The organism is Citrobacter sp. Ce119, from assembly GCF_030334525.1.
GTDB classification, from domain to species: Bacteria; Pseudomonadota; Gammaproteobacteria; order Enterobacterales; family Enterobacteriaceae; genus Citrobacter; species Citrobacter europaeus.
Genome location: NZ_JAOWDR010000037.1, coordinates 115,367 through 139,805, shown reverse-complemented (window position 1 = coordinate 139,805; position 24,439 = coordinate 115,367). Strand labels below are relative to the sequence as shown.

At 49.4% G+C, this 24,439-nt stretch carries 24 protein-coding genes; 12 read left to right on the top strand and 12 right to left on the bottom strand.

The annotated features are described in order from the left end of the window. Positions 1-98: 98 nt before the first annotated feature. Positions 99-866: a class II glutamine amidotransferase gene (locus tag OGV80_RS03440; protein ID WP_003031388.1), complete on the top strand. Its 768-nt coding sequence runs from the start codon at positions 99-101 to the stop codon at positions 864-866. Here the strand turns inward: OGV80_RS03440 and dpaA are convergent. After that, positions 837-1,577, bottom strand: coding sequence for a peptidoglycan meso-diaminopimelic acid protein amidase (gene dpaA / locus OGV80_RS03435; protein WP_043015241.1), 741 nt, complete (start codon positions 1,575-1,577; stop codon positions 837-839). The two genes, OGV80_RS03440 and dpaA, sit on opposite strands and share 30 nt — an antisense overlap. Positions 1,578-1,926: 349 nt before the next feature. On the opposite strand from dpaA, the gene OGV80_RS03430 reads away from it, so the two are divergent. Then, complete coding sequence (locus tag OGV80_RS03430) at positions 1,927-2,688, top strand: C40 family peptidase (protein WP_043015242.1); 762 nt, start codon at positions 1,927-1,929, stop codon at positions 2,686-2,688. Between the two features lie 38 nt (positions 2,689-2,726). On the opposite strand, the gene OGV80_RS03425 is transcribed toward OGV80_RS03430, so the two are convergent. From OGV80_RS03425 to OGV80_RS03395, 7 genes are read right to left on the bottom strand one after another with little or no spacing between them, the layout of a single operon-like run. Continuing rightward, positions 2,727-4,820 carry a flagellar biosynthesis protein FlhA gene (locus OGV80_RS03425; protein WP_286513703.1) on the bottom strand — a complete coding sequence of 698 codons (2,094 nt, stop codon included), beginning with the start codon at positions 4,818-4,820 and terminating at the stop codon, positions 2,727-2,729. Continuing rightward, entirely contained in the window at positions 4,804-5,943 is a 1,140-nt protein-coding gene (gene flhB / locus OGV80_RS03420) for a flagellar biosynthesis protein FlhB (RefSeq protein WP_286513701.1), read from the bottom strand. The genes OGV80_RS03425 and flhB overlap by 17 nt, the downstream gene beginning before the upstream one ends. Next, positions 5,933-6,715, bottom strand: coding sequence for a flagellar biosynthetic protein FliR (fliR, locus tag OGV80_RS03415; protein ID WP_043015245.1), 783 nt, complete (start codon positions 6,713-6,715; stop codon positions 5,933-5,935). Before fliR ends, flhB begins: the two co-directional genes overlap by 11 nt. Position 6,716: 1 nt before the next feature. Beyond that, positions 6,717-6,989, bottom strand: a complete 273-nt coding sequence (locus OGV80_RS03410) for a flagellar biosynthetic protein FliQ (RefSeq protein WP_003838859.1) — start codon at positions 6,987-6,989, stop codon at positions 6,717-6,719. A 12-nt stretch (positions 6,990-7,001) separates the two neighbouring features. Further along, a complete protein-coding gene (gene fliP, locus OGV80_RS03405) occupies positions 7,002-7,760 on the bottom strand; it encodes a flagellar type III secretion system pore protein FliP (protein WP_043015246.1) in 759 nt (252 codons plus the stop codon). Further along, complete coding sequence (locus OGV80_RS03400; RefSeq protein WP_043015247.1) at positions 7,757-8,128, bottom strand: FliM/FliN family flagellar motor switch protein; 372 nt, start codon at positions 8,126-8,128, stop codon at positions 7,757-7,759. Before OGV80_RS03400 ends, fliP begins: the two co-directional genes overlap by 4 nt. Beyond that, positions 8,121-8,984, bottom strand: coding sequence for a FliM/FliN family flagellar motor switch protein (locus OGV80_RS03395; RefSeq protein WP_043015248.1), 864 nt, complete (start codon positions 8,982-8,984; stop codon positions 8,121-8,123). The genes OGV80_RS03400 and OGV80_RS03395 overlap by 8 nt, the downstream gene beginning before the upstream one ends. Positions 8,985-9,579: 595 nt before the next feature. On the opposite strand from OGV80_RS03395, the gene OGV80_RS03390 reads away from it, so the two are divergent. Genes OGV80_RS03390 through OGV80_RS03345 form a run of 10 tightly spaced genes read left to right on the top strand, consistent with a single transcriptional unit; the run spans position 9,580 to position 18,311 of the window. After that, positions 9,580-10,566 carry a sigma-54 interaction domain-containing protein gene (locus tag OGV80_RS03390; protein WP_043015249.1) on the top strand — a complete coding sequence of 329 codons (987 nt, stop codon included), beginning with the start codon at positions 9,580-9,582 and terminating at the stop codon, positions 10,564-10,566. A 47-nt stretch (positions 10,567-10,613) separates the two neighbouring features. Beyond that, entirely contained in the window at positions 10,614-10,976 is a 363-nt protein-coding gene (gene fliE, locus OGV80_RS03385) for a flagellar hook-basal body complex protein FliE (protein WP_047406025.1), read from the top strand. 4 nt (positions 10,977-10,980) lie between these two features. Beyond that, complete coding sequence (fliF, locus tag OGV80_RS03380; protein ID WP_286513698.1) at positions 10,981-12,660, top strand: flagellar basal-body MS-ring/collar protein FliF; 1,680 nt, start codon at positions 10,981-10,983, stop codon at positions 12,658-12,660. Next, a complete protein-coding gene (locus OGV80_RS03375; RefSeq protein ID WP_043015252.1) occupies positions 12,638-13,654 on the top strand; it encodes a flagellar motor switch protein FliG in 1,017 nt (338 codons plus the stop codon). The genes fliF and OGV80_RS03375 overlap by 23 nt, the downstream gene beginning before the upstream one ends. Before the next feature lie 3 nt (positions 13,655-13,657). Beyond that, positions 13,658-14,368, top strand: a complete 711-nt coding sequence (gene fliH, locus OGV80_RS03370; RefSeq protein ID WP_286513697.1) for a flagellar assembly protein FliH — start codon at positions 13,658-13,660, stop codon at positions 14,366-14,368. Further along, entirely contained in the window at positions 14,361-15,701 is a 1,341-nt protein-coding gene (gene fliI / locus OGV80_RS03365; RefSeq protein ID WP_043015254.1) for a flagellar protein export ATPase FliI, read from the top strand. The genes fliH and fliI overlap by 8 nt, the downstream gene beginning before the upstream one ends. A gap of 2 nt (positions 15,702-15,703) precedes the next feature. Then, positions 15,704-16,147, top strand: coding sequence for a flagellar export protein FliJ (gene fliJ, locus OGV80_RS03360; RefSeq protein WP_043015255.1), 444 nt, complete (start codon positions 15,704-15,706; stop codon positions 16,145-16,147). Further along, on the top strand, positions 16,144-16,542 hold the full coding sequence (locus OGV80_RS03355) for an FAD synthase family protein (protein ID WP_047406016.1): 399 nt from the start codon (positions 16,144-16,146) through the stop codon (positions 16,540-16,542). The genes fliJ and OGV80_RS03355 overlap by 4 nt, the downstream gene beginning before the upstream one ends. Before the next feature lie 9 nt (positions 16,543-16,551). Continuing rightward, positions 16,552-17,214, top strand: coding sequence for an acyltransferase (locus OGV80_RS03350; RefSeq protein WP_286513695.1), 663 nt, complete (start codon positions 16,552-16,554; stop codon positions 17,212-17,214). 38 nt (positions 17,215-17,252) lie between these two features. Continuing rightward, positions 17,253-18,311, top strand: coding sequence for a polysaccharide pyruvyl transferase family protein (locus OGV80_RS03345; RefSeq protein ID WP_075145160.1), 1,059 nt, complete (start codon positions 17,253-17,255; stop codon positions 18,309-18,311). Between the two features lie 72 nt (positions 18,312-18,383). Here OGV80_RS03345 and OGV80_RS03340 read toward each other — a convergent pair whose 3' ends face one another. Genes OGV80_RS03340 through OGV80_RS03325 form a run of 4 tightly spaced genes read right to left on the bottom strand, consistent with a single transcriptional unit; the run spans position 18,384 to position 24,411 of the window. Beyond that, entirely contained in the window at positions 18,384-19,559 is a 1,176-nt protein-coding gene (locus tag OGV80_RS03340) for a hypothetical protein (protein WP_087053135.1), read from the bottom strand. A 52-nt stretch (positions 19,560-19,611) separates the two neighbouring features. Next, a complete protein-coding gene (locus tag OGV80_RS03335) occupies positions 19,612-20,814 on the bottom strand; it encodes a CDP-glycerol glycerophosphotransferase family protein (protein WP_075145158.1) in 1,203 nt (400 codons plus the stop codon). A gap of 34 nt (positions 20,815-20,848) precedes the next feature. After that, positions 20,849-23,410, bottom strand: a complete 2,562-nt coding sequence (locus OGV80_RS03330) for a glycosyltransferase (protein ID WP_286513690.1) — start codon at positions 23,408-23,410, stop codon at positions 20,849-20,851. 56 nt (positions 23,411-23,466) lie between these two features. Beyond that, positions 23,467-24,411: a lysine-N-methylase gene (locus OGV80_RS03325; RefSeq protein ID WP_286513685.1), complete on the bottom strand. Its 945-nt coding sequence runs from the start codon at positions 24,409-24,411 to the stop codon at positions 23,467-23,469. Between the last annotated feature and the right edge of the window lie 28 nt (positions 24,412-24,439).

The window sequence follows — 24,439 nt, the reverse complement described above, 5'->3', positions numbered from 1 at the left end:
GGCATTGTGCCGGATGGCGACGCAAGCGTCTTATCCGGCCTACAAGCTGTGCTTTGCCGGTCTTGGCAGGCAATTAACCGTTTTAAGGTAGGTGATGTATGTGCGAACTGCTCGGGATGAGCGCCAATGTGCCAACCGATATCTGCTTTAGCTTCACCGGGCTGGTCCAGCGCGGCGGAGGCACCGGGCCGCACAAAGACGGCTGGGGTATTACGTTTTATGAAGGTAAGGGCTGCCGTACGTTTAAAGATCCGCAACCCAGCTTTAACTCGCCTATCGCCAAACTGGTACAAGACTATCCCATCAAATCCTGTTCCGTGATTGCCCATATTCGTCAGGCGAATCGCGGTGAAGTAGCACTGGAAAATACCCATCCCTTCACGCGTGAGCTGTGGGGACGTAACTGGACGTACGCCCATAACGGACAGCTCAGCGGCTATAAATCGCTGGAAACCGGTAATTTCCGCCCGGTTGGGGAAACCGACAGCGAAAAAGCCTTCTGCTGGCTGCTCCACAAGCTGACAGAGCGTTATCCGCGCACGCCTGGCAATATGACGGCAGTGTTTAAGTATATTGCGATGCTGGCAGGAGAATTGCGGGAGAAGGGCGTCTTCAACATGCTGTTGTCTGACGGGCGTTATGTGATGGCCTTCTGCTCGACCAATTTGTTTTGGATCACGCGCCGTGCGCCGTTTGGCGTAGCGACGCTGTTGGATCAGGATGTGGAAATCGATTTTAGCTCAGAGACCACACCCAACGATGTGGTCACCGTGATTGCCACTCAGCCGCTAACCGGCAATGAAACCTGGCAAAAGATTATGCCAGGCGAGTGGGCATTATTTTGTCTCGGGGAGCGTGTAGTTTGATGCCAGCTGCGGCTGAACCACTTCGTGACTCAACGGCTTGCTGATAACGTAACGGCCATCGACGACGGAAACGGTCGGTGGCTTACGCGTCTGTTCAAAGTAATCGTATCCCGGCTTTAGCTGCGACCAGAACTCTTTGTAATATGAGAACTTATGTCGCTGCATGTTGGCGTCGGTCATGCGGAACGGGTAAATGCTAACCTGGACGCTGGACTGTCCGAACACCAGCGCGCCGGTGACAAACTGGAAAATCTCATCAATGCCGTTGTCGGTCATCGCGTAGCAGCCGACGGAAACACAGGCGCCGTGGATCATCAGGTATTTACCTTCATAACCGTGGGCGCGGTCGTAGGCGTTAGGAAAACCAATGTTAATCGCTTTATAGAAGCGGCTATCCGGTTTCAGCTGTCCACGCTGTACGCTGTAAAATCCTTCCGGACTTTTGAAATCACCCTGACGCTGTTTCGGCCCTAAGCCGCCGGAATAATTGCAGATCTTATAGCTGTCGAGCAATTGATACTGTTCGCCCATCTTGACGTACAGATCCAGCGTGCGCTCTTCTTTGAAGATCTGGATATAGACGGGGGAGCCCATTAATTGCTGCTTATATTCTTTGCTGACAGGCGTAGTCGGGCTGCTGCTGCTCAGCAAACCGGCAAATGAAACGCACGGCAATAAAAGCATCGCAAGAAAAAATGCGATTTTACGCATACTGCTTATTCCTTGATAAAACGATTACACACGCCAGGACGGCAAAAAGAGTCCCCAAATCGGATAAATCTGGATCTGGAGTGCTCACATTATCACCCAGAGAGTTTTTCGCAAGTCTCTCGTGCGGCGTTTACACTTTAGATTTTCTTTATACGGAAAATTGTACTTAAAGGCAGTCAGACAGCGGCGTATTTTGCGCGTGAGCGCACTTCATTTAGTCTTATGAGTGCAGAATTCCTAATGTATTGAATTTAAAAAATTAATAATTTAATAATCGAATATTAAAATGGAATACCCGGCAACAGCGGTAGACTGCGCCGAACGTGTTTAATTAGGTATTTTTGTTTTCATGTCTTTTGTCTCTGCACCCCGACGCTTTTTGCCGGGTCTGCTGTCTTTGTGTGTTGTGTTGTCCTCACCGTCTGTCGCCAAAGTTCAGCCCCTCTTATCTGACGCCCATTTAAGCTATGCGGCGCAAATGCGCATGCGTAACCGCGCCCGGCTGCTTAAGCAGTACCACGCGCAGGTAAAAAAGCAGGCAAGTTATGTGGTGGAAGGAAATGCGCAAAGTAAAAGCGCGCTGCGACAGCAGAACAGGACGCTGATTAAACAGCACCCGGAGTGGTTCCCGGGGCCGCTGAAAGCGAGCGATCATCGCTGGAAAGAGCTGGCTGAGAATGACCATTTTCTCAGTAGCGATCATCTGCATAACATGACCGAAGTGGCAATCCACCGTCTCGAGCAGCAGCTGGGTAAACCTTATTTGTGGGGCGGGACCAGCCCGGATCAGGGCTTTGACTGCAGCGGGCTGATTTTTTATGCCTACAACAAAATCCTGGCGGCAAAATTGCCGCGTACGGCGAATGAAATGTATCACTATCGGCGGGCGACCATCGTCGCCAATCGCGACCTTCGTCGTGGGGATTTATTGTTCTTTCATATTCACAGTCGGGATATTGCCGATCATATGGGCGTCTATTTGGGGCAGGGACAATTTATTGAATCGCCGCGTACCGGAGAAACCATTCGGGTGAGTAATTTATCCGATGACTTCTGGCAGGATCATTACCTCGGCGCCCGTCGTATTCTTACGGAAAATACCATTCTGTAATCAACAAGGCGGTGCAAATGACACCGCCTCGTCAGGGGTTAACTCAACGCCCCCATGATCTTTAATTCTAGCTCGTCCGGAACTTCGTTATAAGACAACACCTGCAAACCCGGAGCGAACAGGCGCGCATAGCGCGCGAGCAGAGGACGTAGCTGCGGTGCGACCAGCAGGACCGGCTCTTTACCCGCGGCTTTCATCTGTTCTTTAATCTGCGGCATATTGGTCTGGAATTGATTGAGCATATTCGGATCGACCGGTACGCTATCGAGCACCACTTTGCCGCTTTGCTGCGCCTGATTCACCACATTTGCCAGCAGATTCTCCAGCTCATTATTCAGGGTGTACACCGCCAGCTCATCTTTGCGTACAAACGGATGGGTAATGCTGCGACGAAGCGCCAGACGCACATCTGCCGTTAACAAAATATGATCTTTGGTGACGGCGCTACTGGCGACCAGAACGGTAGCAATAGTGACGATATCGCGCAGCGGCACACCTTCGACCAGCAGTGCCCGGTAAACCTTCAGGAGCTGGCTGTAATTCAACGCCGCGCTCAGATCCTCCGCCAGACGGGGTGCCATCGAAGAGAGGCGGTTATGCAGTTGCGTAATATCGTCGTAGTTAAACAGGTCGGGAATATAGTTGCGAATGATCTTATTCACGTGCGTTGCAATAACGCTGGCGCTATCAATGACCTGATACCCCATATTTAGCGCTTTGGCTTTTTGCGCCGGGACAATCCACGTGACCGGCATACCGTAGGCCGGATCGTGACCTAAAACACCATCGATCTCACCGTAGGTTTCACTGGAAGGCAGCGCCATCAGCTTATCTGAGGGAATATCAGCCTCATCAGCCTTGATCCCGTTGATAAAAATGGCGTACTGGGTCGGTTTTAGACGGAAGTTTTCGCGAATGCGAATTTCCGGTAGCAACACGCCGTTCGTGTCTGAGATAACCTGCCGCACACCGCGAATACGTTGGGTGAGCGGATTCCCTTTGGATTTGTCCACCAGCGACACCAGCTTGTAGCCCAGGCTCAGGCTGATTGGCTCAATCAAGGGGATCGTTTCCCAACTGACCTGTTGCTCGGTGGTTTCAACGATAGTTTTGGTCAGCGTCTCAAGGTTTTTCTCTTCGGTCTCAGCCACCTTCGGGCGCTTGCTCATACGCCAGGCGGTGAACCCCAGCAGGGTGCTGAACACCAGGAATGGGAAATGCGGCATTCCCGGCACCACCGCCAGTACAAACATAATGCTGGTGGCGGTATAGAGCACGGAGGGGCTGGCCAGCAGCTGGCTTCGCACGTCAGTGGCAATATCGCCGCTGTCGCTCACGCGAGTAACGATAATCGCCGCCGCCGTTGACAGCAGCAGAGACGGGATCTGGGCGACCAGACCGTCACCGATGGTCATCAGTACGTATTGCTGGAATGCAGCTTCGGCGCTTAAATCGTATTTGAAAATACCGATACAGACGCCGCCGATCAGGTTAATGGCCAGGATCATCATCCCGGCGATGGCATCACCGCGCACGAACTTCGACGCACCGTCCATTGCGCCATAGAAATCCGCTTCGCCCGCCACGTCTTTACGTCGCGCCTGCGCCTGGGCCTGATTAATCAGCCCTGCGTTCAGATCGGCGTCGATCGCCATCTGCTTGCCGGGCATGGCGTCGAGGGTAAAGCGGGCCGAAACTTCGGAGATACGCTCGGCGCCCTTGGTCACCACGATAAAGTTGATGATCATCAGGATGATGAACACCACAAAACCGACGACAAAGTTACCGCCGATCACCACCTGACCGAAGGACTCGATCACTTTACCGGCAGCGCCTGCGCCCATATGACCGTGCAGTAACACCACGCGCGTTGACGCCACGTTCAGCGTCAAGCGCATTAGGGTGGTGATCAGCAAAATAGTCGGGAACAGGCTGAATTCGAGCGGGCGTTTCGCGGAAACGGCCACCAACAGCACCATCACCGCCAGCACGATGTTAAAGGTGAACAGAATATCCAGCAGGGCCGGTGGTAACGGCAGGATCACCATCGCCAGAATACACAGTATTACCAGCGGAATGCCGATGTTACCGTTGCGCAGCAATGCGAGGAGTTGTTTAGTTGTTTTCGGCATCCAGTTTAAGAACCTCTTTTGGAATGGAAATATGTCTGTTCAGCGAAGGGCGTGCCTGTGAACCGTCACGCCAGTGTTTCATTTGCAGTACATAGGTCAGGACGTGTGCAATCGCCCGATAAAGTTGAAATGGGATCTGTTGATTGACCTGGGTGGTGTAATAAACCGAGCGTGCTAGCTTAGGAAATTCAACAATCTCAATATTGCTTTCTGCCGCTACCTGACGGATATACAGCGCAATTTCATCGGTGCCTTTGGCGACAACAAAAGGCGCGGCGGCGCGCGACTGGTCATACTGCAGCGCCACGGCATAGTGGGTTGGGTTGGTGATCACCACATCGGCTTTTGGCACGACCTTGCGGATTTGCCCCATCGCCATTTGCCGTTGCAGACGACGGATCCTGGCCCGTACTTCTGGTTTACCTTCCTGATTTTTATACTCTTCTTTCACTTCCTGTTTGGTCATCTTCAACCCTTTGGTGAACATTTTCTTCGCCAGAGGAACATCGATCACCGCGAAAAAGACAAACAGGATGACAAAGTTGCGCATGATGCTGCTGTACAGCGCCAGGCCATCGCTGACGGCCTGCTTGAAATACAGCTCCTGCAGCCCCAGGAAGGCGGCAACATTATTGCGCACGCTAATCCACAGCATCACCAGCAGCACAATCGCTTTGAGCGTCATCTTGCCGGTGTCCACCAGATGGTCGGTGGAAAACAGACGGCCAATTCCTTTGAGCGGGCTTAATTTGCTAAAGTCCGGCAAAATTTTCTTTGGCAGGAATAACCAGCCTCCGGGAATCAGCGAGGCAAACAGCGCGGCGACCGGCATGGGTAACAGCGTCAGGATGAACTTGGCTAAAATCAGCAGATGGTGCTCGAGGAACTGGCCGATGATGTCCGGGTCATTAATGTTCTGCGCATACTGATGCACGCTAATGAAGCTTTCGCGGACAAAATCCTCATACCAGGGGAAGCTGCTGGAAATCACCATAAACGCGGCAAACAGACTGGAGGCAAGCCCCATATCTTTTGAGCGCGGAATTTGCCCCTCTTGCCTGGCTTTGCGAAGTTTTTGCGCCGAGGGTTTTTCTGTTTTTTCTTCGCTGCTGCTATCCGCCATAGTGCCCCTTGAGCGCGTCAAGCTGCTGCAAGACGAAATTCGCCAGGTGCAGATAGTGGTCGGGCAGGTTGTAAAGCAGAGTCGCAAAGCAGATAAGACCTGCCAGCATGTTGATCGGAAAACCTAACGAGTACAGGTTGAGCGGAGGCGCAATGCGGTTAAGCAAGCCAAAGCAGCCCTGGACAATCAGCATGATAAAGGTTGTCGGCAGCGCCAGCAGCGTGGCCGCGGCAAACACCCAGCCCAGCGCCAGGGAAATGGTGCGCAGAGATTGTGGATGCAGCGCATTGCCAATCGGCCAGTAGGTAAAGCCTTTGAATAAAATGCTTACCAGCAACAAGTGTCCATCCATCGCAAAGAACAGTATCACCGCGTAGATGTTGATCATCTCCGCCAGTACCGTCGTTGACGCGCCGCTGCTGGGGTCGTTCATCACCGCCATGCTCATCCCCATATTGAATGAGAGGATCTGGCCCGCCAGCTGCAGCGCCAAAAATAAAAACTGCAGCATCAGGCCGAAAAGCATGCCCCACAAAAACTGCTCTGCGGTCAAAATAATGCTGTTGATCGACAGCAGGCTGTCAGGAACCGGATGGGGGATAAGCGGCGTAATGATAAAGGCCAGCGCCAGAGACAAAATAATGCGTATCCGCACCGTGAGCGCCGCGTTGTCCAGCACCGGCGCGTAGTGAATAAACGCCATAATGCGCACGAATGGAAACCACATGCCCAGTATCAGGTTACTTAACTGTGTAACGTCTGTTTCGCGCATGTCAGTGCACCAGAATGGCGGCCTGAGTGAACAGATGCACGCAGAGATCGCTCAACTGGACGATCATCCATTTTCCGCAAATACCTAATACCGCGAGGGTGACGATCAGCCTGGGTAAAAAACTAAGCGTTTGTTCGTTAATCTGCGTCACAGCCTGAAAAATGCTGACTAACATACCGACCAGCAGGCTGGGAACGACCAACACGCAGACTAAAATGATCACGACTTTTATGCCGCTGGCGACGATATCTGCGGCTACATCAATGGTTAACATATCCGATCTCCGTTAGCCCAGTCCCAGACCGCGAATGCTGGAGGTCAGCGTGCCGACGGTTAGCGCCCAACCGTCAATAAGTACAAACAGCATCAGCTTAAAGGGCAGCGAAACGATCAGCGGCGACAGCATCATCATCCCCATCGCCATTAGCACGCTGGCGACGATCAGGTCGATCACCAGGAATGGGATGTAAATCATGAAGCCTATCTGGAAGGCGGTTTTCAGTTCGCTCAGCACGTACGCCGGTACGATAATGGAGAGATCCTGATCGGCTGCATTCCCTTTCGCGCTGGCGATAGTCATTATCTGCGCAATCGCTTTTTTGTTGGTCTGCGCCAGCATAAAGCGCTTCAATGGCGAGGCAGCGGTGCTCAGGGCGTCAGGGAGCGTGATCTGATCGTTTTCAAAAGGCACAACCGCGTGGTCGTAAATGTTGATCCAGACTGGACGCATCACCAGCATGGTTAACGACAGCGCAATGCCTATCAGTATGCGGTTAGGCGGCGTTTGCTGCAGCCCTAATGCCTGGCGCAGCAGGGAAAGCACAATAATAAATCGTGTAAAGCAGGTCATCATCAACACCAGCGTAGGCAGGATGCCCACCAGGGTCATCAGGATCAGGACCTGGATTTTTACGCTGTATTCCTGGCTATTACCGTGCGAAATCACATTCAGCAACGGGATATCTCCCCCTTGCGCGCAGGCAAAGGGAGAAAGGATGAGTAACGAGATACCCAGTATGAGCGTGAGTGTTGGTGCGCGTTTCATGGTGCCAGGTCGTTGATTTCATGCGTGTTGAATTCAAGAACGCGCAGGCCATATTTTTCATTGACCACCACCACTTCAGCCTTGCCTAGCAGGATGTTATTGACCTTAATATCCAGCGGTTCACCGGCGAGTTTGTCCATCTCAATGACGGTGTCGTCATCAATGTTCAGTAGATCGGACAGCATCACTTCCACGGATGACACTTCCAGCGTTAGCGTGACCGGAATACGTTTCAGCAATGACATCGACTCGGAAAAACGGTCTTCTAAACGCGCTACCAGCGTCTCTGTTACCGACGGTGCGGCCGGAGTGGTTGTTTCGGGTGCTAACTCGAAACCTTGCTCTAAAATATCTTCTGGCTTACTCATAGGATTTCTCCGTCTTGCTCGTTAATTCGGACAAAAACAGTTTGTCTTTGTCCTCTACGATCAGGGCATTAAATAATTCGGATTTCCCGATATAAACAGGGAAAGTATCAGGCATGGCGATAGGTAAAATATCCCCTGGCTTAATTGTCGTCAGGTCGGCGACATTAAGGGGGATTTCTGCAATTTTGACGTTCATGGTCAGTGGCAGCGTATGAATAATTTCTTTGATCAGCGTTTTTTTACGCGTCTCAATGCTGGCTTTATCAACCTGCTTTTTCTTCTCGCCGTGTTCGCTGCGGCGGATTAAATTCAGAATGTAATCAGTATGGGAATCGTCCAGTAAGATGCGGAAACTGCAATTTTCCTCATCACCTAAAACGAATGTAAGCTGATACGCCCAATGTGTTTGTACGGTACTGCTGTCTGGTTTTAGCGTCAGCGGAATACCCGATATATTTTTATTAAAAATAATATTGCTAATATCCAGCGCCAGCCTGCTTCGCAGTCGGGTTTCTGTTTTGGTCGGTAAATCATCTTCTGACTTTTCGTCTGCAAGCGATGATGTCAGACCATAAAAGTTGCCCAGCAACATTAACAATAGCGCGCGATCGATATCAAAAGCCAAATGCCCAACCTGCGAGACTAATAACTCGGCGCTTTTATTGATAACATCCATCTCGCATTGTATTTTTCTGAGTGTTATATTTGTGCGATGTTTTTTCAGAAAATAGTTTCCGAGATGTGATTCAATTGTATCAAAATTACCCGTAAACATAGTCGGCAGACGATGATAAGGACGCCCAAGCCGGTTTCCTTCAAGTTTAAAGATTCCGGGCGTTTGACTATATTTCAGCATGGTACGCTTTCTCAGCTGTAATTTCTGGGGCGGATGAGTTGATATCAAATCCCGCGGTTATCAAAGAAAAAACAAATCCATTTAATTTATGGTTCATCCTTGACGCTATTCTCATATTGTTGAAGTCCATTAGATATGAAATGCAGTACCTACTCTCGTCTCTGATGTAGGGCTGGATATTAGATATTTTACCTCTCTCCTCTGCAAGTTATTAATGGCGTCAAGCTATAATTAAAAAATAATTAATTACGTATACGTGATACTCACCGCTAATCCGCTCACCCACTTAAGGTATGTCTTATGTGGCTAGTTTTTGTGCTGCAATCAATGCAAGTCATTGTTTTTGAATGAATAATATTTTTATTATCTTTTAATTTAAGATTGTTAATGGCTCCGGTGTTAGTATTTTTTTAGGAAAAACCCTATTTGAAAATAGTCTTCGATAGGGCTGCCCTTTGAAGGGGCGGTAAAACATGAGCAAGGATGGGATTAAGACATGGCACGGGCGATATCTATTATTCGATGATTGTGCTTTGGAATGATTTGTATATTTCTCGTAACGGATGTTAACTTTACTTCTAAGTGTAAAATAATCATGTTTGAACTTATTGCCGAAGCAGCCTCCAGTATCAATGTGTTTTCAATGGCAAGGCGTATTGCTGCGTTTAATGTACCAGTCCTTATCCATGGTGAAACCGGTACTGGTAAAGAATGTGTCGCCAAATTTATCCATTCAATTGCGTTTGCGCAGGAGCCTCAGGCACCTTATATCGGGGTGAACTGTGCCGCTATCCCTGAAAATATGCTCGAAGCCACGTTGTTTGGCTATGATAAAGGTGCATTCACCGGGGCAGTGGCTACCGTGCCGGGGAAAATGGAATTAGCCAATAACGGCACATTACTGCTGGATGAGATTGGCGATATGCCTTTAGCGCTACAGGCTAAAATATTGCGTGTATTGCAGGAGCAACAGGTTGAGCGCTTAGGTAGTAACCGTTTAATCAAACTGAACTTCCGTTTAATTGCCTGTACCAATAAGAATCTTGAAGAAGAGGTGGCCGCAGGACGCTTCAGAGAAGATCTCTATTATCGGTTATCAGTTATTCCGTTGACTATGCCGCCGCTGCGCGAGCGCATGGAAGACATTATTCCGCTGGCGGAGTCCTTTATCAAAAAATACTCCACGGTGCTGGTTAAAAATATCAAACTTTCTGAATCATCGCGCCGGGCATTACTGAGCTACGAATGGCCGGGTAACGTGCGTCAACTGGAGAACGCTATACAACGGGGAATGATCCTGAATCGTGATGGCGTCATTTACCCCGATACCTTAGGTCTGCCATCCATTGAGTCTGATTCCTGGAGCGAGCCGCAATGGCAGCCAAAGCCCAGTATGCCAATAACGACCAGCGATAATCTGGGTCAGCATGGCCGTAGCGCGCAGTATCAATATATCGCTGACCTGATGCGTAAATATCAGGGCAATAAAACCAAAATTGCTGATTTATTAGGCATTACCCCACGTGCGCTTCGTTATCGTCTGGCGTCAATGCGAAAACAGGGAATTGAGATCTTTTCCTGAATCAGTCTGTGGTACCGAGAACGCTTTTTTAATTTTAAGAGTAGGTCATGAGCATAAATACGATAGCCCCAGCCAGTACGATGCAGACGCAAATGATGCAGGACATGCAGCAGATGAAAGCGGTCGCGCAGGCGCCCGTCCTTTCGCCGATGCAAATTAACGCCGTGGGCACCCAACTGGCATCTTCTCCCGTTTCGTTCGACCGCGTCATGCAGGGCGCGTTGAATCATGTTGATCAATTCCAGCAGGTCGCGGAGCAAAAACAAACGGCCATTGAGATGGGAAAAAGTGACGATCTGGCGGGGGCCATGATTGCCAGTCAGCAGGCATCGTTATCGTTTTCTGCGCTGGTACAGGTCAGAAATAAAGTCGCTTCCGGATTCAATGACCTGATGAGCATGTCAGTCTAACGCTATGAATGAATTAATAAAAAAACTCACTCAGTTTTTACCCTCGTTCTCTTTCAGACTGGATGGTAATAAACGCCTGATGCTGGTGGCGGCTGCGGCGCTTGCGGCTACCGCCATAATTGTCAGCGTGCTGTGGAACGGTAACCATGGCTATGTTTCGCTGTACGGTAGCCAGGAAAACCTCCCGGTTTCACAGATAGTCACCGTGCTGGACGGCGAAAAGCTGGAATACCGTATTGACCCGCAGAGCGGGCAAATTCTGGTCCCGGAAGACGCGCTGTCGAAAACGCGGATGACGCTGGCGGCGAAAGGCGTGCAGGCCATGCTGCCCAGCGGCTACGAGCTGATGGATAAAGACGAAGTGCTGGGCGCCAGTCAGTTTGTGCAAAACGTCCGTTACAAGCGGAGTCTGGAAGGCGAACTGGCGCAGAGCATTATGACGCTGGACGCCGTCGAGAGCGCCCGCGTGCATCTGGCGCTGAATGAAGAGAGCTCATTTGTCGTCAGCGATGAGCCGCAAAACAGCGCCTCGGTCGTGGTGCGTCTGCATTACGGCAGCAAGCTGGATATGGACCAGGTCAATGCCATTGTGCATCTGGTGTCCGGCAGCGTGCCCAATCTGAATGCGTCGAAGGTTAGCGTTGTCGATCAGGCGGGGAATTTACTGTCCGACGGTATTGGCGCGGGAGAGGCCGTTTCTGCGGCGACGCGTAAGCGCGACCAGATCCTCAAGGATATTCAGGATAAGACCCGTGCCAGTCTTGCAAATGTCCTCGACTCGCTGGTCGGCACTGGCAACTACCGGGTGAGCGTGATGCCGGATCTCGATCTGAGCAATATCGACGAAACCCAGGAGCATTACGGCGATACGCCGAAGGTAAATCGTGAAGAAACGGTACTCGATAGCGATACCAACCAAATCGCCATGGGGATCCCTGGCTCGCTAAGTAACCGTCCTCCGTTGGCGGCAAACCAGGTAGGAAACGGCGCCGCCGGGACAACGCCAGAAGAATCTCGCCAGCCAGCCGCGCTGTCAAAACATAGCGAGAACAAACGCGACTACTCCTGGGACCGTAGCGTTGAGCATATCCAGCATCCAGGATTCGACATCAAACGTTTAAATGTGGCCGTCGTGCTCAATCAGAGCGCGCCTGCATTAAAGAACTGGAAACCGGAACAAACCACCCAGTTGACGGCGCTGTTGAATAACGCTGCCGGAATTGATGCCAGACGTGGCGACAACCTGTCTTTGTCGCTGCTCAACTTTGTGCCGCAGTCGATCCCCGTCGAGCCGAAACTGCCTTTATGGAAGGATGACAGTATTCTGGCCTGGGTTCGCTTAATTGGCTGCGGCCTGCTGGCTTTACTGCTGCTGCTGTTTGTCGTGCGCCCGGTGATGAAACGATTGACCGCCGAGCGCCGCAGGACCTCTTCGCCTGAACTGGCGCTGGACGCTGTACCAATCGCAATTCCTGCGGACAAACCCCATTTTGCGGCCGCAGAAGATGAACGCAAAAATATCGAACTGCCTTCTTTCCCTGGTGACGACAGCCTGCCTTCGCAGAGCTCCGGTCTGGAAGTGAAGCTGGAGTTCCTGCAAAAACTGGCGATGAGCGACACCGATCGCGTAGCTGAAGTTCTCAGACAATGGATTACCAGCAATGAGCGAATTGACAATAAATAACGGCAGTAACAACAGCTACCTTGAGCAGGCCGCAATTTTATTGCTGTGTCTGGGCGAGGAGGCGGCAGCCACGGTGATGCAAAAGCTCAGCCGCGAAGAGGTGGTTCGTCTCAGCGAAAACATGGCGCGTCTGTCTGGCGTAAAAACCAGCATGGCGAAAAAAGTGATCAATAACTTTTTTGATGAATTCCGTGAGCAGAGCGGCATCAATGGCGCCTCGCGTTCCATGCTGCAAGGGATCCTCAATAAAGCGCTGGGCACTGAAATCGCCAGCAGCGTGATCAACGGTATTTACGGTGATGAGATCCGCTCACGGATGGCGCGTTTGCAATGGGTCGAACCGCGCCAGCTGGCGATACTGATCTCAGAAGAGCATTTGCAATTGCAGGCCGTCTTCCTTGCCTTCCTGACGCCGGAGATCTCAGCCACGGTATTGTCTTACATGAGTGAGTCGGTACAAAACGAGATCCTCTATCGGGTTGCCAAGCTCAACGATGTGAATCGCGACGTGGTGGATGAGCTGGATCGCTTGATCGAACGTGGGCTGTCGGTGCTGTCCGAACATGGTTCGAAAGTGAAAGGGATCAAGCAGGCCGCAGATATCGTGAACCGCTTCCAGGGGAATCAGCAGGTGATCCTCGATCAGCTGCGCGAACGCGATGAAGATGTCCTCGAACAGTTGCAGGACGAAATGTACGACTTCTTCATTCTGAGCCGCCAAAGCGACGAAGTGCGCCGTCGCCTGCTCGACGAAGTACCGATGGAAGACTGGGCGGTCGCGTTGAAAGGTACCGAAGCGCTGTTGCGCCGCTCGATTTATGCCGTGATGCCTAAGCGTCAGGTACAACAGCTGGAGGCGATAACGTCGCGCCTGGGTCCGGTTCCGGTGAGTCGTATTGAGCAGATCCGCCGTGAGATCATGGGGATTGCCCGCGAGCTTGAGGAAGCGGGTGAAATTCAGCTTCAGCTGTTTGCTGAACAGACGGCGGAGTAACGCATGGCGATTGAAACCATTCGTGGTCGTTACCGACTGCACCGCTTTCCTCCTCGCCAGCGCCATTTGCAGGCTGAACAGCTCACGCCGGGGATCACGCCGGCGGATTATCAGCGCCAACTGATGGACGGCTTCCAGGAAGGTCTGCAAAAAGGCTTTGAGCAAGGGATGACCGAAGGCCAGGAGCAGGGCTTTCAGGAAGGCCATCAGAAAGGACACGATGAAGGCCGTCGTCAGGGATACACTGAAGGCAGCCTGGCCGGGCAGCAGGAAGGGCGTAAACAGTTTGAGCGGGCAGCGCAGCCGCTGGAAGCTATCTCGGGCAAAGTGAACGATTACCTGGCGCACATTCAGCGTAAACAGCGGGAAGACCTGCTGCAACTGGTTGAAAAGGTTACGCGTCAGGTGATTCGTTGCGAGCTGGCGCTGCAACCGACGCAGTTGCTATCGCTGGTTGAAGAGGCGATTTCGGCCTTTCCGGCGATGCCTGAGTCGTTACAGGTCCTGCTGAGTAATGAAGAATTTAACCGTATCAAAGATGCTGCGCCGGAGAAGGTCGCTGAATGGGGGTTGACCCCATCTCCCGATCTGCAGGCGGGCGAGTGTCGGGTGATTACCGATAAATCCGAGCTGGATATTGGCTGCGAGTATCGTCTCGACCAATGCATGTCGGCGCTCAAAGAGTCGCTGCTGCCGGAGCCGACGGGTGAGTGACCTATCCTGCTTTGACAACGCGCTGCGCTCCATTGAGTCGATCCCTTTAGCCCGGGTTGCCGGGCGACTGGTGCGCGTGAACGGCATTTTGCTGGAGAGCGTGGGCTGTCCGCTGGTGACCGGCCAGCTGTGCCGCGTCGAAAGCGCCAACCATACGTTGATCGATGCGCAGGCGGTGGGGTTTAACCGCGATATCACCTATCTGATGCCCTTCAAGCACCCCGTCGGGCTGATGGCGGGCGCGCGCGTTTTTCCCGAAGAAAAAGCGCAGGAGATCCTGATAAGCGAAAGCTGGCTGGGGCGGGTGGTTAATGGTCTGGGCGAACCGCTGGATGCTAAAGGGCGTCTCACGGGCAATGACGTGCTGCCGCCCCAGGCACCTTCCATTAACCCCCTCACGCGCCGGTCGGTGAATCAACCGCTGGATGTTGGCGTAAAAGCAATCAACGGTCTGCTCACTATCGGTAAAGGCCAGCGCGTGGGTCTGATGGCCGGTAGCGGTGTGGGTAAAAGCGTGCTGCTGGGGATGATCACCCGTCAGACCAAGGCCGACATCGTGGTGGTGGGGTTGATTGGCGAGCGTGGTCGCGAGGTGAAGGAGTTTATCGATCACTCGCTGGGCGCGGAAGGGTTGGCAAAATCTATTATTGTGGCGGCGCCGGCGGATGAGTCGCCGTTAATGCGCTTGAAAGCCACCGAGCTTTGCCATTCTATCGCCGCCTGGTTTCGCGATCGCGGACATCACGTTTTACTGCTGGTGGATTCGTTAACCCGTTATGCCATGGCGCAGCGTGAAATTGCGCTGTCACTGGGGGAACCTCCGGCGACGAAAGGCTACCCACCTTCAGCGTTCGGCATGATCCCAAAGCTTGTGGAAAGCGCCGGCAACAGTGAAAGCGAAGGGTCGATGACCGCCATTTACACGGTGCTGGCTGAAGGGGACGATCAGCAGGATCCGATCGTCGACTGCGCGCGTGCGGTGCTGGACGGGCATATCGTGCTGACGCGTAAACTGGCGGAGGCCGGACACTATCCAGCCATTGATATTGGGCAGTCGATCAGTCGATGTATGACCCAGGTTACGCCCCACGCTCACCAACAGTCGGCTCGTCTGCTGAAACAAAACTATGCCGCCTATATGGAAATTAAGCCGCTGATCCCGCTGGGCGGATATGTTGCAGGGGCCGACCCCAGCGTGGATAAGGCTGTCAAAGTGTTCCCCGCCATCGAGCGTTTTCTGCGCCAGGAAGTCAGTGAACCGGCCTCTCTGGAGCTGGTGCAAAGCCGCTTACAGGCCCTGTTTCCGCTGGCGAAGAAAACGGAAGGTAAATAATCATGCGGCAAATTATCGATACCCTGGCGCAGTTACAGCGCCTGCGGGATAAATCGGTCAAAGACATGACGGTACAACTGGCTAAACAGCAGCAGGTTTGCACTGGTTTTGACAATAACATTAAAGCGCTGGGCTACCTGATCCAAAAAACCGGCACTGGCGTTGAGGCGCCTTCCGTTGAATCGCTCAAAAACGTCACCGGATACAAGGGCACGCTGCGCACGGTTATTGCCTGGCAAGAGCAGGAGAAAACGCTGGCTAAAATCAAAGAGCAGCGTATTCAAAAAAATCTGGTTGCCGCGGCCTGCGAAGAGAAAATCGTCGCCATGACGCTCGATGATAAGCGTTACGAGTTGAGCAATGAGGCGCTGATAAAAGAGCAAAAAGCCGTTGATGAGATTGCTGCACAATGCTGGCTTAGACAGAAGACGCTGGGGCTGGTATGAAAACGATCATTACTTTCGGCACGTTTGATGTTTTTCATATCGGGCATCTGCGTATTCTGCAACGCGCCGGGCAGTTGGGGGGACGACTGATCGTCGGTATCTCTTCAGATGCGCTAAATATGCAGAAAAAAGGCCGGATGCCGGTTTACAGCCAAAGCGATCGTATGGGGATTGTGGCCGGACTTAAATGCGTGGACAGCGTGTTCCTCGAAGAGTCGCTGGAGAAAAAAGCGGACTATATTCGCCAGTTTAACGCCGATACGTTGGTGATGGGCGATGACTGGGCAGGGCGCTTTGATAGTTTGTCGTACCTGTGCGAAGTGGTCTATTTTCCCAGAACGCCATCGATTTCGACCACCTCGATTATTGAGGTGGTGAAAAGTATTAATTTTTAGAGGATATAGATGATGGTACAGGAACGGGACCAAAATGGTAATGTCATATACTACCGTGGCCTGGTTAAGCATCGTGTAAATGTAGAGTTTGTAGGCAATAATAATACTCTGTTGATTCATGACGAGGCCAAAGAACTAAGCGGAAGTGTCAAGTTTTATGGTGACTTCGGACATTTCTCTCTTGGGGCAATGTCCTCTTTTCGTGGACAGGTAATTGTTGGTGATAAGTGTAGGGTCAATATTGGTAACAAGACAACAGTGACCAAAAACTGTTTCATTAATACAGCGGAAGAAACGGATGTCATCATTGGTGATGATTGTATGATTGCTTCTGATACCATATTCAGAACCCATGATTCGCATCCTATTTTTGATGTTTTTACGCAAACCAGAATCAATATTGCACAATCGATTATTATTGGTAATCACGTCTGGCTCGGCGATCAAGTTATCGTACTGGGTGGAGCCAGGGTAGAAGATGGCAGTATCATAGGCATTAGAGGATTAGTAACAGGAATAATTACTAATAACAGTATTGCTGTTGGTGTTCCCGCCAGGGTAATAAGAAAAGATATCGCCTGGGAGAGACCTAATCTCAATAAAACAAAGTTGAATGTTCTTCATGATGCCAGTGAAATTGAATGCAGTGATTATTGGAATAAAACTAAATAGCAATGCTGATTGTTTGAAATTGTGGTTTGAGGATGGTTATGAATCAAAAAGTATTTCTTATTAATGATACCGAAGATGTATATCACTGGGGGTGTAACGGAACCTCGCTGCAAATAAAAGAACAGTTAACTCGTATGGGCGTGGTAAATATTTTTACCTTACCCGTTTATACCATTCCACGGTTACCCAACATCCCAGAAAAAGTGAGTGATATCGGTACTCGGGAAGATTTTATTCAGCATTTTACGCCCATCGCGAATGCTATGAATGCCAGTGACTTCATTGTGGTAAATGGTGAAGGTACGATTCATGATTTCAAGCCCGGTGTCAGAGCATTACTTTTTTTGATCATCGCAGCGAAAAAGTTTTTCAATAAAAGAGTTTATCTGATTAATCACTCTTGTTATCCTAATTCAACAGATGAAACCATTCTCAACTATTATAAAGAGGCATATCGTTCCTGCGAGTTTATTGCTGCCAGAGAAAGTCTGTCTTGTTTAATTATTAGAATGGTATTAGGTGTTCCTTGTAATGAGTCATTTGATAGTTTACCGCTGACAATCAGAAATATTCAGAATGATATTCCTGGGCAGTTAATTATCGGTGAGTATGTTTGTATCTCAGGGGCGGTTAATTATAATTTATTAAAAACGGATTTTATTATTGCGAAAATAAAGAAGAATTATCCAAGGCATAGAATTGTCTATTTAACAGGCTCGAAAAAAGAAGGCATCCATAAGAAAGAGCAAACAGTTATAAATCACTACCTGGAAAAGTTTCCTGAGATAATAGTCTTTGATGCGAAAACGCTTGAGGATTGGTTGTCTATTATCAAGCACAGCGCAGCACTGATTTCTGGACGATACCACTATACAATTGCTGGTGCATGTTTTGGTACACCTATGGTCTATTTTTCTTCAAACACGCCTAAAATTGAAGCCATTGCTTATGATAATGGACTTCCTCCTGTTGTTGCTACTCAGGAGGAGTACAATGAACGGCTGGATTCGTTACACAAAATACAATGGCATAGTAAATTAGATTTATTATGTAAAAAGGCTGAAGAAAACTATACTTGGCTAAGTATCAACGACTAAAAGCTTTTTTAGACGTCCCTGAAAGATTTATTGGTGTTTTTTTAGGGACGTATTAAAAATAAAGTGATATTGCTAATCAAGCCATCCGCCAATAAGGCCTTGTTTAATAACTCTGGATTTTATAAGTTCATTAAGTATCGGGTTCTTTAATGATTCGGTGGTGGTGTCAGCATCCCCTATGACGTGCCTGAAAGTTTCAGGTTTCATGGTGAATAGCAGGGTGCTGAAATTACATATAATAGCCGTTGGTGCTAAATCAATCACCGGTAAAATTTCAAAAGGAATGTTGTTAGGTAGAGTGTATATATTATCTCTGGAAAATGCGGAAAGTATTTTTGCTCTGTTCTCTGGATGGTTAATAGGATGGGCTTTGAATATAATCCTGTCATCTGGTTTGATGATCCCAGCAGTTCTCATTTTATGAATCTTTAGGACTTGTTTTTCTGTGATAACGTTATCTTTTTGACGATTGTAATATCCAGAACCCATGTACAATAAACTATTTTCCTGTTTGATTTCTTTCTTTATTTCATTGATGGATGAGTTTGTTAAGTTCAGCAGCGAGAGGCAAAATGCAAGCTGTTTGGGTGAAATGGTTTTAATATTCGCAGTCGTTAATGCGGTAGTGTTTTTCTGTATAGATTTATGGAAAGATGAAGTGGATAATAATTTCCACTTTTGTTCGTGCTGAACCATTAAATGATAAGTGACATCAAAAAAATGATGCCACAGGTAATTCATTAGTAATGGCCAGGATTCTCTAAGGTAACCAGAGAAGGGATTGATTTCATTTTGCAGGATAGTCTGTAAATATTTAATATGAACAGCACTTACTTCTGGAAAAAGAGTACTGCGTATTTCACTAAGTTTTAGCCTCTCACCTATACTGCGGATGCCATCGTCATATAAATGTATCTTGATTTGTTCTTTTTTCAACAATTTAGATATGGCGGCGATTACGGGATATAGTTCAACATTGGTAAATACAATATTAGAGTGAACCTCAACTATTTTAGGTTGAGTTCGTTGAATGACATTGATTAGTTTAGCTATAAAGTCAGGAGTGACAGCATAAGGTTGCTTAATGTAATAAGTATTTGTATCTTTTAACTGAAATGGAGTCACTTCATTGCGGTACCAACATATAATTTTGAGAATATTAAGATCATATGCGCACTCCGCAAAATTCAACATCTGCGGGATGACGGGGACGGAACCGGATGAAAGGTATATTTTTAAAATATCCATGTTTTTAATTTTTAGTCATAGTTGATGTAGGCTGTATTGTTTATATGACATGTTAACTAACAATGCCTTTAAGTATGTCGATGATTATTGACTCCAGTTTCTGGCTGGCGTTGATATTATCTTTGGGGAATAATCTGGCTACGGCCTGTTCTCTGTCTTTTGCTTGTTCGTCTTTGAATAGTGCCTGATGCAAAATATTGGTAATATTGTCTCGCGTAAATTTATAGCGATAATTTCCTTCTATTGGCAAGAGCTCATAGTTAGGCTCAAAGTTGCTATGTTCACCTTGCTGGATATCTAACGTTAAAATTGGTTTTTGTGTTAACAGGAAATCAAACATGATAGATGAATAGTCAGTTATCAAAATATCAAATTTATTAAGGAACGGATAAACGTCCGTGTCGGCATCAATAAAATAAAAATTATTTATTTTTAGTGTATTGCTGTTGAAATTAACGGCACGGTATGGATGTGTTTTAATAAATACATCTATATTATTTTTGCTGGTATAGTGAAGAAGGTTTGTGAGCATTTCCCTGCTTAAGAGGTCAGTACTTTCAAATCGTTGCCAGGTAGGGGCAATGAATATCTTCTTCCTTTTGCTGGCCAGTCCTCTTAGTGTTCTGGCGTCAAGTTTTGCACCCAATAGTTCTAATGGCATCGCATTACGAAGCAACACCTCATTACGAGGGTACCCAGCATTTATAAGGTTTTGGCAGCCAAATACTTCTCTCCAGTAATTGTTTAAAATCTCTGTGGTGCTTAATACATAATCCGCACGGGATGCCCAGGCTAAAGATGTGCTAAAACCAAGGTCTGTCATACTGAAATAGGATGTTAACTGCAGTAATAGATTTTTAACCGAGATGCCATGCCATAGTTGAATATGTTTTGCGCCCTCCAGACATGCAAAGTATGACCAGTTTCTATGTAAACTATGATGAGGGTTTACGCAGAAAATAGCTACCTGGGCTTCCAGTAATAAATTTATAGTTTCATCATTGTTTTTACCTAACAGATGCACAGGAAGTTGATGTTTTTTCAACATGTCATAAACGGCTTCATTCCATGTACACCATATACATTCTAAGTGCGGGTTCTTTACCATATGCAGATATAGATATTTAGTATTATCTGCAAAGGCATCACGATCAAAGAACAAGATTCTATTTTTATTTTTGGTTTTTTTTAGCGAAGTCTGTGCCAGTACCTGGCACAGACGATGATCTACAACAGGGTAATTATTCATAGTCATGTTGATATTCTCTTTAATAACTTTGAATTGATGCTCAACTAAACATTTTTTTTTGCAAACTGTGTAGCAACGTATTTGTTATTAGCGGCAGTGGCGCTTTTACCAGCCTCTCGATCTCCAACGCCGCCCGTTTCCCCGCCTGACCATCCATAAACGCATCGCAATAGTGGTGGCGAATCTCAGCCAATGGCGCTTCCAGCGCAGCCCAGTCAAACTCGCAAGAGAGTGCGTGGCGTAAGCTCTGTATATCCTGGGCCACCGGAAGGAAGTTACGGATACGCTGATCTGCGCTATCGGGGGTCGAGAAACTTTGCTGGCCATCCAGCAGAGAACTCATCTCCGGCCAGCTCAGTAAAATGACGCGTTTATTCATGTGGATGGCGTCAAAAATAAAGCCGCTGCTGTCCGTCAGCACATAATCCGCCTGCGCAATAAGCGCCAGCAGATGCTGCGGATCGTCCAGTCTGTTTTTTAAGTAACGTTGCGCGAGTGCCAGCGAGGCGGCTTCTTCCGGCCTGTGCTGGGTGCCATGATGCAGTTTGGTAACGACATTATATTCATGGCTTAACCGGCTGAGCTGCTCCGCCCAATGGGGGAGCGAGCTTAGCGCGCCGTAGGTTGGTGCATACAGGATGGTCTGCTTTTTCGCATTCAGCTTCAGGCTGTTGGGCAGCGCGGTATCGTAAGTGCGGTTATGCCATTCATCGAAACGGGGATTACCCACCACTTTAGCGCTACCGCCGATGTCAAGCGCACGCTGGCTATAGTGGCTGTAGCACAGGATGCGATGATAAAAGGCGTTCCACCAGGCATGATTCCACTCTTCTTTCGCCAGCCCATACAGGGTACGAACATGGGTATCCGCCAGCCCATTCAGCAACGGTGTGTAGTAAGGGCTGACCAGGCACCGGAAGCGCTGACGCTGTTCAATGACCGCAGAAAGACGCGTTCCGCCGAGAGCAGGATCGTTAATGGTTTTAATCGTCGCGGTCATCTCATCCAGAAACGATTTGGATATTTTGTCACTGACCAGCAGCGAGCAGGTATGGCCCATCGCCTGCAGTTCGGTAATGATGGGGCGATAGACCGCGTAATGCAGCGAGGTTTCCATATAGAAGCCAATGGCATCTATCGGCGTGGATGTCGTAGCAGGCGAGTGGCTTACCAACGTATTGACGGTCTCGGGTTTCTTATTGATTTTATTGAAGTAGTACCCGATGTTATCGGTTTCTTTTTTCTCGATATCGCTGTATCCCGCACGCTGATAGCAGATGCTTGGATAACAAGAGAGCCATTTTCCTTCACGTAGCAGCGGCTGCCATTGCCCTTCGAGCGTATCGGAGAGGTCATGTTCCATCTGCTGAGCCAGCGCCGGGTAATAGCTGCTGTTGACCAGATAGGCGCAAACCTTATTGCAGTCGCGGGCATGGATCATGCCATTGAGGTTTTTGAGTTCGCGGCCTTGTTTAATTTCCCCGCCGAGGATAACCACCTCCCACGGAAAGCCAGGCAGCGCGTTCAGAAGTGAATTGAGTACCCGGATATGCTTTTCCTGCTTCAGGATCACGCTGTCGTCTTCAAGTAGCAGGTAGTTTTTCCAGCCGTTACGCTGTGCCAGTTGCAGCGCCTGCATATGAGACTGGCGGCGACCCGTCTGGCCGTTAGTGGCAACTGACGCCGCAAGGCGGGTAACCTTTTGCGCAGGGAAATTGAGAAACGCCAGCTCTTGCTGGACGTGCGCTAAACGATCCGGACGTGAATCCAGATTCACGATCACCACCTGATCGATGTAATCCCACTGGATCGGCTGATGATGGGTGGCGTTATGCAGACTCTGATACCAGTTTTTTAGCATCGGGTCGGTAATCGCCTGGGCCAGCGAGGTGTTGAGCGGCTCGCTGCTTCCCAGTACAAAGTCTTTGTCGAACGTATTTTGGCTGTGCGAGATACAAATAATGGTGCGCTCACCCGGCAATTGCAGTGGGTTCGCGGTGAATTGGTTGGTGAATCCTTCTTCTTCGGCTAAGTTGCAGTCATCATCGTAACGGTGCTTTTTTAAATAATTGCGGTGGTAGCAAAAGGTACCGTTGAGAATGTTCTGCGGGCCAAAGCTGCGGCTTTTGAACAGGCGGTTGATATGGCTGTACCAGATAGGGATCTGATCGGAACCTGAAATCAACGCCCGATGGCGCTGCATCATATCGATGGTGTAAGAGATCTTATCCGCCGGATAATAATCATCGTCGTCCATACAGAGAATATATTCACCTAACGCCAGCGCATTGAGCATATTGCGCTTTTTGCCCAGTGTCAGTTTTTCCGCATGGTAGATATAACGAATATTAAATTTCTCCGGGTGATTCTGCGTCAATCTGTCAATGATCGACTGATGGCTTTGCGGGGAATCATCCAGGATAACCAGCTCCCGGCGGTCGGCAGGGTAGTCCTGATAACGGAACATATACAGCAAATAGGGTAAAAAAGCGGCGCGGTTCCACGTGGGTGTAATGACGCTGACAAACGGTTTTTCGCGGCCAGTGTCGAGCGTTTTAACGATGCCGGTCAGGGCGGAACGTGCTTTGGAGGATTCAGACATGGTGATGTGTATTCGCGATTCGAAAAAGGACCGGGCATTCACCCGGCCAACAGGCACTAACGTGTTATCAGGGAGAACGCCGAGAGCAGAGGATCGCCCGGCAACATGTCCAGAATATGCTGGCGCAGCGAGCGGGCATTCTCGCTGTTGCGCCATGCTTCAAACAGCGCGAAAAGAGCGTAGATTTCGTCATGATTCAGCGGAGAATCATCCATCGTCCACAGGCAAAACAGTGTGCGCAGCATAAAGACGTCAGCCACCAGCCAGAAGAAGCGCTGCAGCACGCTTTCACTCTCGTGCTGTGGGAATGTGTCATGATACAGACGATAAATCAGATAGTTACTGAATATCCATGCGTCCTGGGCAAAGTAGCGCTCAAAGGTATTTAACCACTGAGCCTGCAACTGCTGCTGAAGCATAGCCTCACTGTTTGCATCCTGGAGCATCAGCAGGCTGACCTGCAGAGGTAAGGTCAGCTTGCGCGTACTTTCCGGCAACAGATCCCAATTGAACTCGCAGTTGCCCATTTGGGTGATCAGTTCCCGCTGCAGCTGGGGCAGGCTGGGCAGCAGCGCGAACTGCTCCTGCAGTTTTCCGCTTTGTGCATGGTCAGCCAGCACTTGTGGCAGCGAGGCCAGCTTCTCAAGCGTAGAATCGCTGTCGCCCGGGCATTTCTCGGAAAAAGAGAGCATGATGCCCAGCGCATACAGGCGCAGCTCCGGCGACAAACCGGGGAGCGTGATGGTATGCAGAGCAGATTGATTAAGTACCTGATCGCGTGGGGATAACGCCGGGCTATTCGCATCGGCTGCACATTGCGAGGTATGCAGCACAAAGGCGTTGGGATTGCCTAATGCCGCCTGGCAGCAGGCCGGATCGGTTAATACCAGACTCTGACGTACTTCCGTTTTCCAGCGTATGTTGGCCAGTAATGCGGAATCCGGGTGGTGGGATAAAAACAACCGGACAAAGTCAGGTTCATAACAATCAATCATACTCATAATCTGTTCTCAACAATCCCAATATTCA

Excerpts from the sequence above, each read along its gene's own strand:
- OGV80_RS03440 (WP_003031388.1), top strand. The coding sequence starts at position 99 with ATGTGCGAACTGCTCGGGATGAGCGCCAATGTGCCAACCGATATCTGC.
- dpaA (WP_043015241.1), bottom strand. The coding sequence starts at position 1,577 with ATGCGTAAAATCGCATTTTTTCTTGCGATGCTTTTATTGCCGTGCGTT.
- OGV80_RS03430 (WP_043015242.1), top strand. The coding sequence starts at position 1,927 with ATGTCTTTTGTCTCTGCACCCCGACGCTTTTTGCCGGGTCTGCTGTCT.
- OGV80_RS03425 (WP_286513703.1), bottom strand. The coding sequence starts at position 4,820 with ATGCCGAAAACAACTAAACAACTCCTCGCATTGCTGCGCAACGGTAAC.
- flhB (WP_286513701.1), bottom strand. The coding sequence starts at position 5,943 with ATGGCGGATAGCAGCAGCGAAGAAAAAACAGAAAAACCCTCGGCGCAA.
- fliR (WP_043015245.1), bottom strand. The coding sequence starts at position 6,715 with ATGCGCGAAACAGACGTTACACAGTTAAGTAACCTGATACTGGGCATG.
- OGV80_RS03410 (WP_003838859.1), bottom strand. The coding sequence starts at position 6,989 with ATGTTAACCATTGATGTAGCCGCAGATATCGTCGCCAGCGGCATAAAA.
- fliP (WP_043015246.1), bottom strand. The coding sequence starts at position 7,760 with ATGAAACGCGCACCAACACTCACGCTCATACTGGGTATCTCGTTACTC.
- OGV80_RS03400 (WP_043015247.1), bottom strand. The coding sequence starts at position 8,128 with ATGAGTAAGCCAGAAGATATTTTAGAGCAAGGTTTCGAGTTAGCACCC.
- OGV80_RS03395 (WP_043015248.1), bottom strand. The coding sequence starts at position 8,984 with ATGCTGAAATATAGTCAAACGCCCGGAATCTTTAAACTTGAAGGAAAC.
- OGV80_RS03390 (WP_043015249.1), top strand. The coding sequence starts at position 9,580 with ATGTTTGAACTTATTGCCGAAGCAGCCTCCAGTATCAATGTGTTTTCA.
- fliE (WP_047406025.1), top strand. The coding sequence starts at position 10,614 with ATGAGCATAAATACGATAGCCCCAGCCAGTACGATGCAGACGCAAATG.
- fliF (WP_286513698.1), top strand. The coding sequence starts at position 10,981 with ATGAATGAATTAATAAAAAAACTCACTCAGTTTTTACCCTCGTTCTCT.
- OGV80_RS03375 (WP_043015252.1), top strand. The coding sequence starts at position 12,638 with ATGAGCGAATTGACAATAAATAACGGCAGTAACAACAGCTACCTTGAG.
- fliH (WP_286513697.1), top strand. The coding sequence starts at position 13,658 with ATGGCGATTGAAACCATTCGTGGTCGTTACCGACTGCACCGCTTTCCT.
- fliJ (WP_043015255.1), top strand. The coding sequence starts at position 15,704 with ATGCGGCAAATTATCGATACCCTGGCGCAGTTACAGCGCCTGCGGGAT.
- OGV80_RS03355 (WP_047406016.1), top strand. The coding sequence starts at position 16,144 with ATGAAAACGATCATTACTTTCGGCACGTTTGATGTTTTTCATATCGGG.
- OGV80_RS03350 (WP_286513695.1), top strand. The coding sequence starts at position 16,552 with ATGATGGTACAGGAACGGGACCAAAATGGTAATGTCATATACTACCGT.
- OGV80_RS03345 (WP_075145160.1), top strand. The coding sequence starts at position 17,253 with ATGAATCAAAAAGTATTTCTTATTAATGATACCGAAGATGTATATCAC.
- OGV80_RS03340 (WP_087053135.1), bottom strand. The coding sequence starts at position 19,559 with ATGGATATTTTAAAAATATACCTTTCATCCGGTTCCGTCCCCGTCATC.
- OGV80_RS03335 (WP_075145158.1), bottom strand. The coding sequence starts at position 20,814 with ATGACTATGAATAATTACCCTGTTGTAGATCATCGTCTGTGCCAGGTA.
- OGV80_RS03330 (WP_286513690.1), bottom strand. The coding sequence starts at position 23,410 with ATGTCTGAATCCTCCAAAGCACGTTCCGCCCTGACCGGCATCGTTAAA.
- OGV80_RS03325 (WP_286513685.1), bottom strand. The coding sequence starts at position 24,411 with ATGAGTATGATTGATTGTTATGAACCTGACTTTGTCCGGTTGTTTTTA.